12 protein-coding genes are annotated in these 12,146 nt (G+C 68.8%); 5 read left to right on the top strand and 7 right to left on the bottom strand.

The genetic code is table 11. The annotated features are described in order from the left end of the window. Positions 1 to 289: 289 nt before the first annotated feature. Positions 290 to 586 (top strand): heavy-metal-associated domain-containing protein, encoded by a 297-nt coding sequence (locus ACFWI9_RS07455; protein ID WP_387159593.1) that lies wholly within the window; start codon positions 290 to 292, stop codon positions 584 to 586. Between the two features lie 98 nt (positions 587 to 684). Continuing rightward, complete coding sequence (locus tag ACFWI9_RS07450; RefSeq protein WP_387159592.1) at positions 685 to 2,952, top strand: heavy metal translocating P-type ATPase; 2,268 nt, start codon at positions 685 to 687, stop codon at positions 2,950 to 2,952. Positions 2,953 to 3,018: 66 nt separating this feature from the next. On the opposite strand, the gene ACFWI9_RS07445 is transcribed toward ACFWI9_RS07450, so the two are convergent. Further along, positions 3,019 to 3,555 (bottom strand): hypothetical protein, encoded by a 537-nt coding sequence (locus tag ACFWI9_RS07445; protein ID WP_387159590.1) that lies wholly within the window; start codon positions 3,553 to 3,555, stop codon positions 3,019 to 3,021. Beyond that, positions 3,552 to 3,701: a hypothetical protein gene (locus tag ACFWI9_RS07440; protein WP_387159588.1), complete on the bottom strand. Its 150-nt coding sequence runs from the start codon at positions 3,699 to 3,701 to the stop codon at positions 3,552 to 3,554. Before ACFWI9_RS07440 ends, ACFWI9_RS07445 begins: the two co-directional genes overlap by 4 nt. A gap of 105 nt (positions 3,702 to 3,806) precedes the next feature. Here ACFWI9_RS07440 and ACFWI9_RS07435 point away from each other — a divergent pair, with 105 nt between their 5' ends. Then, positions 3,807 to 4,376: a TetR/AcrR family transcriptional regulator gene (locus ACFWI9_RS07435; protein ID WP_387159586.1), complete on the top strand. Its 570-nt coding sequence runs from the start codon at positions 3,807 to 3,809 to the stop codon at positions 4,374 to 4,376. 84 nt (positions 4,377 to 4,460) lie between these two features. Here ACFWI9_RS07435 and ACFWI9_RS07430 read toward each other — a convergent pair whose 3' ends face one another. Beyond that, positions 4,461 to 5,051, bottom strand: a complete 591-nt coding sequence (locus tag ACFWI9_RS07430; RefSeq protein WP_387159584.1) for a TetR family transcriptional regulator — start codon at positions 5,049 to 5,051, stop codon at positions 4,461 to 4,463. A 116-nt stretch (positions 5,052 to 5,167) separates the two neighbouring features. On the opposite strand from ACFWI9_RS07430, the gene ACFWI9_RS07425 reads away from it, so the two are divergent. Together ACFWI9_RS07425 and ACFWI9_RS07420 are read left to right on the top strand one after the other, a co-directional pair. Next, complete coding sequence (locus ACFWI9_RS07425; RefSeq protein WP_387159582.1) at positions 5,168 to 6,025, top strand: class I SAM-dependent methyltransferase; 858 nt, start codon at positions 5,168 to 5,170, stop codon at positions 6,023 to 6,025. Then, a complete protein-coding gene (locus ACFWI9_RS07420) occupies positions 6,022 to 7,074 on the top strand; it encodes a saccharopine dehydrogenase family protein (protein WP_387159581.1) in 1,053 nt (350 codons plus the stop codon). Before ACFWI9_RS07425 ends, ACFWI9_RS07420 begins: the two co-directional genes overlap by 4 nt. A gap of 375 nt (positions 7,075 to 7,449) precedes the next feature. Here ACFWI9_RS07420 and ACFWI9_RS07415 read toward each other — a convergent pair whose 3' ends face one another. The 4 genes from ACFWI9_RS07415 to ACFWI9_RS07400 all read right to left on the bottom strand — a co-directional run bounded on the left by ACFWI9_RS07415 (position 7,450) and on the right by ACFWI9_RS07400 (position 11,882). Continuing rightward, positions 7,450 to 9,288: a hypothetical protein gene (locus ACFWI9_RS07415; RefSeq protein ID WP_387159579.1), complete on the bottom strand. Its 1,839-nt coding sequence runs from the start codon at positions 9,286 to 9,288 to the stop codon at positions 7,450 to 7,452. A gap of 47 nt (positions 9,289 to 9,335) precedes the next feature. Then, positions 9,336 to 9,722, bottom strand: coding sequence for a hypothetical protein (locus ACFWI9_RS07410; RefSeq protein WP_387159578.1), 387 nt, complete (start codon positions 9,720 to 9,722; stop codon positions 9,336 to 9,338). An 88-nt stretch (positions 9,723 to 9,810) separates the two neighbouring features. Further along, positions 9,811 to 11,349, bottom strand: coding sequence for a terminase large subunit domain-containing protein (locus ACFWI9_RS07405; RefSeq protein ID WP_387159576.1), 1,539 nt, complete (start codon positions 11,347 to 11,349; stop codon positions 9,811 to 9,813). Beyond that, entirely contained in the window at positions 11,346 to 11,882 is a 537-nt protein-coding gene (locus tag ACFWI9_RS07400; protein WP_387159574.1) for a hypothetical protein, read from the bottom strand. Before ACFWI9_RS07400 ends, ACFWI9_RS07405 begins: the two co-directional genes overlap by 4 nt. Positions 11,883 to 12,146: the final 264 nt, after the last annotated feature.

Raw genomic sequence — 12,146 nt, 5'->3', positions numbered from 1 at the left:
TGCCCGCGCCCAAAAACACACCCCACACCCCTATAATAAAAAACACTTCCTCTCGGGGCTCGGCCCCGCGCCCCGGGCGGGGGGGGGCGGCGGCCCCCCCCCCCCGCCGCCTTTCTCTCAAGCGTCAGGTGCCTCGGATCAGGCACCAGACCTGTGCGCCATCCCCCTCCGCTGTGACGAAAGAGGGACTCGGGAATACCCCGGGGGGGTATTGAGTTATGGTGCACATGGAGACGTGCAGGCGCGCCGTCTCTGGCAGTACACGGCATCGACAGATGAGGAAGAAGTCATGACATCCCAGACGAGCACCGGTTCCTGCTGTGGCTCTAACGGCTCCTGCGGCTCGGGCGGCACCGTCGACATTCAGTCCTCGGGTGTCGTCGCCGTCTACAAGGTGTCCGGTATGACCTGCGGCCACTGCGAAGGTGCGGTTTCGAAGGAGATCGCTGCCCTCGCCGGGGTCACGTCGGTGAAGGCCGTCGCTGCCACCGGTGAGGTCACGGTCACCTCCACCACCCCTCTCGACGACGCAGCCATCCACGGGGCCGTAGACGAGGCCGGCTACGAGCTCGTCGGCCGAGCCTGAACCACGCCTCCCCCGAACATTCCGCCCGGTCCCGAACCGGAGGTACCGCTCCGCTGATACGGACGCCGTACCTCCGGACTACCCCAGGAGTGACGCACATGACCAGCACGGCCCCCGAGCAAGCGGCGACGCCCGCGACCGAGGTGGAGCTCTCCATCGGTGGCATGACCTGCGCCTCGTGCGCGGCGCGCATCGAGAAGAAGCTCAACCGCATGGACGGCGTCACTGCGACGGTGAACTTCGCGACGGAGAAGGCGAAGGTCTCCTACAGCGACGGTGTCCGGGTCGACGATTTGATCGCCACCGTGGAAGCGACCGGTTACACGGCCGAAGAGCCTGCGCCGCCGATGCGTGAGGCTGCAGGCGAGCCCAGCAGGACGGCCGCACCCGCTCCCGATGCCGAACTCGCCACCTTGCAGCAACGGCTGATTGTCTCGGCGGCCCTGTCTGTGCCGGTCGTACTGATGGCCATGATCCCGGCCCTGCAGTTCGACAACTGGCAGTGGCTGTCCCTGACGCTCGCCGCGCCCGTCGTCGTATGGGGCGCATACCCGTTCCACAAGGCGGCCTGGACGAATGCCCGGCACGGTGCGGCGACGATGGACACCCTGGTGTCCATCGGAACGCTGGCTGCGCTGGGCTGGTCGGTGTGGGCTCTGTTCTTCGGCCACGCGGGCATGACGGGCATGCGCCATGGGTTCGACCTCACCATCTCCCGCACCGACGGATCGTCCTCCATCTATCTGGAGGCTGCGGCGGGCGTGACGGCATTCATCCTTGCCGGGCGCTATCTCGAAGCGAAGTCCAAGCGCAAGGCGGGTGCCGCTCTGCGCGCTCTGATGGAGCTTGGCGCCAAGGACGTCTCGGTGCTCCGCGGCGGCAAGGAAGTCCGCATACCTGTTGGCGAGCTTGCGGTCGGTGACCGCTTCGTCGTTCGCCCTGGCGAGAAGATCGCCACCGACGGAACGGTCGTCGAGGGCACCTCGGCCATTGACGCCTCCATGCTGACCGGCGAATCCGTTCCGGTGGACGTCACCGTGGGCGACGCCGTCACCGGCGCCACCGTCAACGCGGCGGGACGCCTGATCGTGGAGGCGACCAGGGTCGGCACCGACACCCAGCTCGCGCGCATGGCCAAGCTCGTGGAGGACGCCCAGAACGGCAAGGCCGACGTGCAGCGGCTCGCGGACCGCATATCCGCCGTCTTCGTTCCCGTAGTGATCGTCATCGCGACGGGCACGCTGCTCACTTGGTTGTTCGTCACAGGGAACGCCACTGCCGCCTTCACGGCCGCCGTCGCCGTGCTGATCATTGCCTGCCCCTGCGCCCTCGGCCTTGCCACCCCGACCGCCTTGATGGTGGGCACCGGTCGGGGCGCCCAGCTCGGCATCCTGATCAAGGGTCCAGAGGTCCTGGAGTCCACCCGCCGCGTCGACACCGTTGTCCTGGACAAGACCGGGACCGTCACCACCGGCCGCATGCAACTGCACGACGTCATCGCAGCGCCAGGCGTGGACGATGACGAACTGCTCCGGCTGGCAGGCTCACTGGAACACGCCTCCGAGCACCCGGTCGCCCAGGCGATCTCAGCGGGATCCGTCGCCCGCGTCGGCCACCTTCCGGTTCCCGAGAGCTTCCAGAACGTTCCTGGCCTCGGCGTACAGGGCGTCATCGACGGTCACGCCGTGCTTGTCGGCCGCGAGGCGCTCCTTCGGGAGTGGGTCATCGAGCTTCCCGACCAACTCGCCAGGGCGAAGGCCGCCGCTGAAGCCGAGGGACGCACGGCCGTTGCCGTCGCGTGGGACGGGAAAGCGCGTGGCGTGCTGACTGTGGCCGACGCGGTCAAGGAAACCAGTGCCGAAGCGGTGGCCCAGCTGCGCCGCCTGGGGCTGAAGCCGGTTCTGCTGACAGGCGACAACAAGGCCGTCGCCGAATCCGTTGCGCGAGCCGTCGGCATCGACGAGGTGATCGCTGAGGTCCTCCCCCAGGACAAGGTCGCCGTCGTCAAGCGGCTGCAGGCCCAGGGGCGGACGGTCGCCATGGTCGGCGACGGCGTCAACGACGCGGCTGCCCTCGCCACGGCGGACCTTGGCCTGGCGATGGGAACGGGCACGGATGCGGCCATCGAGGCCGGCGACTTGACCCTCGTGCGTGGTGACCTGCGTGTGGCCGCCGACGCGATCCGCCTTTCCCGCAGGACACTGACCACCATCAAGGGCAACCTGTTCTGGGCGTTCGGCTACAACGTGGCTGCTCTGCCGCTCGCCGCCGCCGGCATGCTGAACCCCATGATCGCCGGAGCGGCCATGGCGTTCTCCTCTGTTTTCGTCGTCACCAACAGCCTCCGGCTGCGCTCCTTCAAGTAAGCAGCTGAGAACCCGGCTCCCGGTCCGCTGGACCGGGAGCCGTACTCGTCTCTATGCACCCGCTGATCACACAGCCTGTGGCTCCCGCGCGCTCTGCGCACGCTGACGGCGGCGGCCATGCCGGGTCATCCCGCGGGGCTTGAACACCGACAGCCCGGCGGCGGTCAGCAAAGCCACGGCAGCCGCAGCAGCGTCAGCGATCACCTGGATCCGTAGGCCCTCCATCTCACCCCCGGACAGTGCGGCCCGGGCGGCCGCATCGGCCAAGTGACCGACCGGCTGCATGTGCACGAGCAGCACCAGTGTGGCCAGCACCGTGATCAAAAGCTTCGCGATCACCCAGTAGTGCCGGAACAGCCCCCACACGGTCCCTACCCCCTGCAATAGACCACTCAGCAGCGAGGCGAGGGCAAGAGGGACGATCACGGTCCAACCCACCAGGCCCATAGACACATAGGCGCCCCGGATCGTCTGCGGGTTGTCGCTCGCGAGCCCGGCGATGGCAAGGGCGAGGAAGGCGGCCACCGCGCCGAGCCAGCCGAGCGAGAACGTGACGTGGGCGGTCAGTGCGGCCTTGCGCAGCCGTGTGGGGAACGGCCTCACGGCGTATGTCCCGCCATGCCGCCGCCCGCCAAGTGCACGATCACGAACACCGCGACCAGTGCGAGGGCCACAGCCGCCGAGATCTTCACCCACCGAGGCGCGCCCTCGTCGTCGGGCGCCTGGGGGCCAGTTGGTGAATCGGGCACAGCGTCCTCCACGGGTGCGGTCCGGAATGTCGCAGGCTTTTACGAGACACATTGTCTCGTTCGCGGCGAAGTGTATCCAGTCCGGGACGTCCGTATCCTTGAGGGGTGCCGAAGCTGTGGACCGAAACCATCGACGCGCACCGCCACGCCGTGCGGGAAGCCATCCTGGACGCAGCAGCCCAGCTGATCGACGGCGGCGGCCTGCGCGCAGTGACCATGTCCCAGCTCGCCGAACGAGCCGGCATCGGACGCGCCACGCTCTACAAGTACTTCTCGGATGCCGAGGCCGTCCTCATGGCATGGCACGAACGGCAGATCGCCGCCCACCTCGACCTGCTCGCCCAGGCCGCCGACCACCCGGGCACGGCCGCCCAGCGCCTACTTGGCCTTCTGACCGCGTACGCCCGAATGGCCGGGCAGCGCCACGGTGGAGAGCTGGCGGCGATGCTGCACCAGGGCGACCACACCAGCCACGCCGAACAGCATCTCGCCCGCCTGATCACCGACCTCATCGCCGAAGGCGCCCAGGCCCGCGAGCTCCGCGACGATGTGCCGCCCGACGAACTCGCGACCTACTGCCTGCACGCCGCCACCGCCGCCTCCGCCATGGCTGCCAAATCCGCTATCGACCGACTCGTCGGCGTGATTCTGCACGGTCTGCGTCCAGTTCCCTGACCGCGAAACGCCACCGTCAGCCGGGCCAGACGGCCCGGCGGGCGCACTAGGCCACGCAAACGCGCCGCAGACCGGGGCCGTGGGCTAGCCGCCCCCCAACAGGAGGGTGACCAGGCGCCCGACCGTCTCCCGCGTGTCCAGCGGACCATCGGGACTGCGGGTCATCAGCAGATGGTGAACGGTACCGACGAGCGCAAGCGCGGTCGTGGCACTGTCAGTGTCGTGCTCCACGCGTCCGAGCTGCCGCTCCGCCTCCAGATAGACGGTGATCGACTCCTGCATCGCCGAGAATCCCGGCGCCCCCGACTCCAGCGCCTGGCGAGTGTGCAGCGAAGCACCGGGGCGGGTCATGGCCAGACCGACGACCGCCGGGTCCAAGGAGTCCAGCAAGGCGAGCGCGACCTCGGCGAGATTGCCCGCCACTTCATCCTGCCCCACTCGTTCCCTCAGCTCTTCGGCATGCCTTGCGCTGCGCGCGAAGCGGTCCAGGACGAGCTCTGAGATGAACTCGTCCAGGCTGGCGAAGTGTGTGTGAAGGACCCCCTTGGCGCAGCCTGCCTCGGCAGTGACGGCCCTGCTTGTCAGGGCCGCAGCGCCGTCGCGCGCCACCACCCGCTCCGCCGCTGCGAACAGCCGCTCGCGCAGATCGGGAATCGCCACTCCACGCGGTGACATCACGTCTCCTTCCAGGAGCCCATTGCAAGTATGGGCGTTCGCCCATACTGTTTGGGCACCTGCCCATTCTAGTGCCGCCCGTAGACACCGTCCGGCGGCAGGCTTGGAGGCATCGCATGCATCGCGTCGTCAACACCGCTCAGGCGCAGGCGTGGAACGGCTACGAAGGCAGCCAATGGGCCAGCAATCAGGACCGCTGGGACGCTGTCAACGACGGCTTCAACCAGCCGCTCTTGGACGCGGCTGCGATCGGTCACGGGGACAACGTCCTGGACATCGGCTGCGGAGCCGGCCAGACCACCCGGCTGGTCGCGGTCCGGGCCCGTGAAGGCCGGGCCTTGGGCGTGGACCTGTCGGCGCCCATGCTGGAGCGAGCCCGCTCGAGCGCACGGCACGAAGGGCTGTCCAACGTGTCCTTCAAGCAAGGAGACGCCCAGGTCTACCCGTTCGCGTCCGCGGAATTCGACGTGGCCCTCAGCCGCTACGGGGTCCTGTTCTTCGCCGACCCTGTCGCTGCCTTCACCAACATCGGACGCGCACTGCGCCCTGGCGGCCGTGCGGCGTTCATCTGCGCGACCGAACCTGAAGCAAACGAGTGGCTCCATGCCCTGGCAGAGCTGCGCGGCATCCTGCCGGTAGGGGACTTCGGCGAGCCGGGAGCGCCGGGAATGTTTTCGCTCGCTGATCCCGATCGCATCCTGGGGATCCTGTCCGCCGCCGGCTTCGAAGGCGCCAGAGCGCAGCGGGTGGAGGTGGCCGGGAACTGGGGGCGAGACGCCGAGGATGCGGCAGCCTTCCTGCTGAATTCAGGCCCTGGACGCCACATGCTGACCCAGGCCAACGCGGAGCAGCAAGAGCTGGCCCACCGCACCTTGGTCGATGTATTGCGTCCCTGCGAGACGGACGATGCCGTATGGCTGCGCAGTGTCGCCTGGCTGGTCACAGCCAGCCGCCCTGGGGACCGGCGCGCATGAGCGAGAACCGAATCCATGCAGTATCCACAGTGACATCGGGCCGCCTGAATGGCGGGCGGATCCTGGTCGTCGGCGGCTACGGAGCGGTCGGGACCACGGTGACCTCCGCGCTCGGCGACTGGTTTCCCGGCCGGGTCGTGGTCGGAGGGCGCAGCGAGACCAGGGTCAGGCAGCTTGGTGGCGTACGCATCGACGTCTCGGATCCCGCGTCTTTTCGGCGGACGCTGGACGAGCTGGGTGACGTGGCATTGGTGGTGCTGTGCGTCGAGCCGTCCGGTCCCGGCGTAGCGCGGGTATGCCTCGAGCGCGGCATCCATCTGGTCGGCATCGGAGCCACGCAGCGCCTACTCAAGGGCGTGGCGGACCTGCACGACCTCGCGGCCCATCGCGGAGCGACGGCGGTGCTCAGCGTCGGGGTCGCCCCGGGGCTGACCAACCTCCTCGCCCGCCGGGCCCACGAAGCCGTCCAGGGCGCTGAGCGCATCGACCTCACGGTGCTATTGGGGAGTGGTGAGCGCCACGGCCACGACGCGGTCCGCTGGACGGTCGAAGGTCTGGCCGAACCCGCAGCGAGCCACCCGAAGCGAACCCTGCTGCCCGGATACGGGGAGCGCACCGCGCACGCGTTCCCGTTCTCCGACCAGCACACGCTGCCCCATACGCTCGGAGTGGGACAGGTGACCACTCGCCTGTGCTTGGACTCGCGGCTGTTGACCACGGCGCTTTTCGGGCTACGACGCGCAGGGTTGCTGCGTGCCGCCCGTCGGGAGAGTGTGCGGCGAGCTCTGGTGGCCACGTTCAGCCGGGTTCACCTCGGCGGCGACGGATTCGCCGTCCGCGCGGACGCCTGGCGCGGCGACAGCCATGCGGCGTACGTGCTCAGCGGACGTGCACAGAGCCGCGTCACCGGACTGGTCGCGGCGTACGTCACCCGGGAACTGCTCACCAGCGCCCCGCCTGCTGGCGTCCATCACATCGACCAACTGCCCGCCTTGACCTCACTCCCTGAGGCGCTGACGCCCAACGGCGTCTCTCTCCAGCGCCTCTGAGGGCCCGAAAGTCCGGTTGCCGGCACAGCCGTCGGTGCCAGGCTCGGCAGCCAAGCCGTGGAAGCGTCGAGTCCCTAGGCGACACTGCCGTCAGCCACGGGCGCTGGCGCCACGCCGTACGGGCTCACGGATCCGCATCGACCTAACCCCGGACGACGTGCCCCTTGTGTGACGTGGCGCGAACGAATGGGGGTGTCGCCGCCCCACATGAGGGATGAGCTCCATCCAGGGCAGGTCGACCGATATCGTGAAGGGCCTGGTGACCACTTTTGTTCATGATCTGGCAGGAGAGTCGCGATCATGGTGGTTCAGCGCCTATGCCGACAGGTCGAGGTCTACGAGACGGACACTGGGCAGGCTGAGCGCAACCAGCCGCTACACGCCGTCTTCCGTAGGATCTGACATGGAGTCGATCAAAGGGACTCTCGGCCGTTGCGGGCCCGATTCGGGCAGCCCCAAGTAGTCACGGACCACAGCGTTGTCTCCAGTCGCATCGGCAAGTCGGGCGGCAGCGTCGAATGCCCGCTTCTGGATGCGCCCGATCTCTTCCTGAGCGTCATCGATGGGGTATCCGGCGTCCATCAGCATGCGGACGCCGGTCTCCACAGACAGCACACCAGCACCCACACCCTTCACCACCTCGTCCAGGATCGCCGCGCGGTCGGTAGGGGTGTGCGGTCCCCACACGAGACGGGCTGGCAGCGACTCCCCCATGGCCCAGCCTTCAGCGTGTCCAGCCTGATGAAGGCGCTGGACCATACGCAGTAGGACGGCGTACTTGTGGGTCCGGGCAAGGCGCATGGCGGCGATGAGGGTGTCCAGGGGGCCGAGAGCCAGTTGAAGGGCATAGCCGGATGGCAGAGCGGTCGGGTCGAGTGTGCCCAGGCCGGCGGCGGTGAGGCGGGAGTTCGCGGCGATCCGGTCGAGGATGTGGTCGACGCGGGCCCGTAGCTCTGCGAGCTGGGCGGAGGTGTCGAGCACGTCCATGCGCCCGTTGTCGTTGAGCTGCCACACCGTCCCGGCCCGGACCTTGACCGGCAGCGGCTGACCGGTGGCACGGTCGATGGGCAGCCGCGCTCCAGCGAGACCGATGATCGGTGAGCCGGTGGTGGCGGACGCTCCGGAGCTATCAGTGTCGGTCGCGGACAGCTCGTCCAGGCCCTGGAGGACGGTAGCCACGGTCGGCTTGCCCCAGTGTTCGCCGCTGGCCGGGATGGAATTGGTGACGTGGACGAGGGGGATGAAGTCCGCCATCAGATCGAGCCGGTCGAGGACTTCACCGTCAGCCCGGACCCGGTAGGTGGCCTTGTGCAGGGGCAGGTCGTAGAGGATGTCGGCGTACTTGAGGTCGTCCAGCTCCCATTCGGCGTCGGTGAGGTAGCACGTCCACGGGGTCGGCCGACCGGGAGCCCACGGATAGGTGCGGGTGATCGCGCCGGTGTCGTTGTCGAGGGAGTCTCCCCTTCCGAGGACCGGCGAGCCGTCGTCGGCGTAGACGTACTCACGCACCGTGTTGCCGTTCTTCGCGGTGCCGCGTCGGCTCGCGGGGACGATCGGCCCCAGTTCGTAGGTGATGCGGCGGATCCTGGCTTTCAGGCCGCGCCGCTTGTCCTCGGGCAGCTCCCAGGCCAGGTGGACACGCATGGGGAACTCGGCGCCGTCCTGTTCCCCATCCTCCGGCCACTCCGGGAAGTACAGGCCCGGGTCCCACGTGCGCAGCAGAACACGGCCCTTGGCCGGGTCCCAGGCCAGGCTGTAGACCGCGTCGCCCAGCAAAATCGCAGTCCTCTCCGCCTGCTGGACGCGCAGCGGCAGCAGCTCCTTCTCCGCCCAGGCCCTCAGCTTGTCCTGAACGGCCAGCGCCACGGCGGCCTCGCCCGTCGGCTCATCGTCGGCGTGCTCCGCGCCCGCGACCGTGATGGTCTGCTCAGAGCCGAGGAGGTAGCCGAGTGCAGTGTCCACGAGCTTCGAAGCGTCGCCGAGTTCGCGCCGCTCGGTACCGGCTTCGTCGTCCCCCGTGATCGCAGCGACCTGACCGGCCTGGTTGGAGTCGTACGCCGCGAGCAGCCGATAGGCGGCCAGGCGGCGCAGGTCCTCGTCGGGGATCCAGGATGAGGTCAGCTCCGCCCAGGCGTTCCGGCCCGGTCGGCGCGGGTCGGCCATGACCGGCTTGTAGTCCAGCCAGCTCCAGGCGTCGGTAATCAGCTCGCGCAAGCCCACGGTGCCCCTCCAGGCAGTCGGCCCCGCGCCGCAAGATCAGGTTACGGCGTCGGCGTTGCTTCTCCGGCCTCTGCCACTGCCTCGTCGTACCCGGGCATACCTGGCGCCGGGAAGGAGGAACATGCGGACAGGAAGCCGCCGCGGTCGCCTGCGCTCTGCTCGCGCTCGCCGAGCTGGTCCCAGCGGTCCGCGCATTCCTTCTCGCTCGGGCTGGAGTAGGCGGGCGCTGCACCGTCGGCGATCTTCTGACGCTGCATGGCCAGCCCTTCGCTGCGCCCGAGCCGGTACGTCTCACGGACACGGTCGAGGTGAGCAGCGCGCTGCTCCCCGACTGTGGGCTTCTCCGCACCGGACGAACAGCCCGCGATGCATGCCGCTGCCAGGACAGCCGTGCACAAGGCTGTGGACCAACTCCCCCTGATCCTCATGATCGTGAGGCTAGCAGCGGTCCGGGGCTCCCTGACGAGCTGGGCCGTTTCCTCATGGGGCCGTTTCCAGACGCAGGCGACTGGGCTGTCAGCGGCGGCCGTCGAACCGGTCGTCGTCAATGGCCGTTGGCAGCGTGTCGAGTTGATCGGGGTCGGCCAGTTCGGTCAGTCCGTGTACGCAGGCGTCCATACGGTCCGGGGAGTCCATTCCTTCGACCCAGGTGACCATCTGGTCCTCCAGCTCGGTGTACTCGCCGACGTGGTGAACGAGCTGCTGTTCGTAGAGCTGGGCCACCGGTGCCGCACGCAGGCGCTTGCCCACCTTGGCGGTGACCTCCAGGATCATGGGCATGAGCAGGCCCTTGGTGACGCCCTCGCGGCGTAGCTGCTCCCATGCCTGGGTGACGATCTGCCTCGCCATGTCGCCGCCGTAGTTCTTCTCCACCACGATGGCGTCGGCCTTGAGTTCGAGGGCGAGGCGGCAGGCTGCAAGGCCCCAGTCGTTCGCACCCATGGAGCCGGATCGGTCGGCGAGGACGTAGAGCTGACGGTCGAAGTCCCGGCCGACACCGATGACGCCGGTCTCGTCGCCGACGGTGGACTCTCCGCCGGCGGGGTCGACGGCCACGACGATGCGCGCCAGGTCGATGCCGGAGAACTGGACGGCGTTGATGCGGGCGGTGTCGATCCACTCGCGCTTCCACACGCCTCCCTCGGGTGGACGTGGCTTCTGCATGTAGAGGGCGCCCCAGACTCGTTCGCCGACGCGTTTGCGTGTGCGGGCGTGGTGGGCGGCGTCGAATCGTTCAGGCCACAGGGGTTCGCCGAGGGTCCGGCCGAGCGGATCGTCTGCGCTGTCGGCGAGGGCGGGCAGGTCGATGACGCGCCACGCGTCGCGCTCGGTGGCGAGGATGCGTCCGGCGAGATCGTCTTCGTGCCAGCGGGTCTGGATCAGGCAGATGGCGCCGGTCGGTTCGAGTCGGGTCTGTATGACGGAGGTCCACCAGTCCCAGGCGCGCTTGCGCATGGTTGGCGAGTCCGCGTCGGCCATGTCCTTGACCGGGTCGTCCACTATGGCGATGTGGGCGCCGCGTCCGGTGAGGCCGCCTCCGATGCCCGCAGCGAGGAGCCCGCCTTCGCCGCCGACGATGTCGAAGCGGTTGGCGGCCTTGCTGCCGGGCGCGAGCTGGATGCCGAGGTCGTCGCCCCACGTGTAGATGGCGTCCCGGATCCACCGGCCGTGGTCGTCAGCCAGGTCGGCGGAGTAGCTGGCGATCATCATGCGATGGCCGGGGTTGCGCCGGAGGTACCAGAGGGGTGCCCAGCGCGAGGCGCGTCGGCTCTTTCCGTGCCGCGGGGGCATGGTGAGCATGACGCGGTCGCACCGGCCCTCGGCCATGTCGATGAACGCTTGGTCGATCAGGGCCAGGTGCGGCGCCTGCATCTCCCGTCCGCCGGTGAGCACTGCGGCGAGGGCTCCCGGCGAGCGGTCCATGGCCAACTGCCGTTCCGCGCGGGCCAGCTCGGCTCGGAGCGCCGGGGACGCGGTTCGAGCGATGGCGCGGCGGTGGGCAGGCGGGAGCGTCTTGTAGTGAGCGATGACGCTCTCGTTGTCGCGGGACCTCACTCGGCGTCCGGGTCGGTGAGGGCTATCAGCGCGTCGAGTTCGTCGGCGGTGACGTTCTCGATCTGCACCGGCCCGCCGTCGGGGCCGGACAGCTCCGTGCGCACGGGCATGTCGAGGCCGAGCAGGCGGGCGCGCCGTTCCATGATGCGGAGGGTGCGGTCGATCGCCGTGAGGTCCTGGTCCCGAACCGCCTTCTTGTATGCCACGAAGAACAGCCGGTCGAGCCGATCGGCCTCCAGCGCGCGCAGCTCGTCAACGTCGTCGCTCAGCTCGGCGCGCCGGTCGGCGAGGGCGGTGCGGACGTCGCGGCAGGCAGCGTGGATAAGGGCTTCGTCGGTGGGCGGGTCTTGGTGCTTGCGGTACCGCTCGATGCCGTACCCCTGGGGGTAGGCGATGCCGTCGGAGTTGGCGGCGGGGTCGGCGGCGAGCTTGCGGGCGATCGTGAGCCAGTCCACGCCGGCGAGGCGTAGGTCGATGGCGTCCGAGCGGCGGCGCGCGATGGCCGCACGCGCGGCTTTGTCGGGGCGTCCCACGGCGGGGGTCCTCCACAGCTCGGGTGCGCCCCCGCGCCCGTAGCCATGATCGCACTGTTCGACAGAGCCGCCTTCTCTGGTGCGTGCTTCTTTCACCGTTCTCGGGACAGCACCACCGGGGTCCGCTACCGTGTCGATCGGAAGTTTGGGATATGCGGAAGGCCAGTGGATCTGGCCTTCCGCATAAACCGGGGACGTATAAAAAACAGCGAGCCCCCGAGACTGACTCACAGCGGGGGTGGGGGGGTGGGGGGGGGTTTGGGG

This window comes from Streptomyces sp. NPDC127084, assembly GCF_042724175.1.
GTDB lineage: Bacteria > Actinomycetota > Actinomycetes > Streptomycetales > Streptomycetaceae > Streptomyces.
This window is presented reverse-complemented; position numbering and strand designations above follow the sequence as displayed.

Coding starts and splice junctions, on each gene's coding strand:
- ACFWI9_RS07430 (WP_387159584.1), bottom strand. CDS start 5,051: ATGTCACCGCGTGGAGTGGCGATTCCCGATCTGCGCGAGCGGCTGTTC.
- ACFWI9_RS07425 (WP_387159582.1), top strand. CDS start 5,168: ATGCATCGCGTCGTCAACACCGCTCAGGCGCAGGCGTGGAACGGCTAC.
- ACFWI9_RS07420 (WP_387159581.1), top strand. CDS start 6,022: ATGAGCGAGAACCGAATCCATGCAGTATCCACAGTGACATCGGGCCGC.
- ACFWI9_RS07455 (WP_387159593.1), top strand. CDS start 290: ATGACATCCCAGACGAGCACCGGTTCCTGCTGTGGCTCTAACGGCTCC.
- ACFWI9_RS07450 (WP_387159592.1), top strand. CDS start 685: ATGACCAGCACGGCCCCCGAGCAAGCGGCGACGCCCGCGACCGAGGTG.
- ACFWI9_RS07410 (WP_387159578.1), bottom strand. CDS start 9,722: ATGAGGATCAGGGGGAGTTGGTCCACAGCCTTGTGCACGGCTGTCCTG.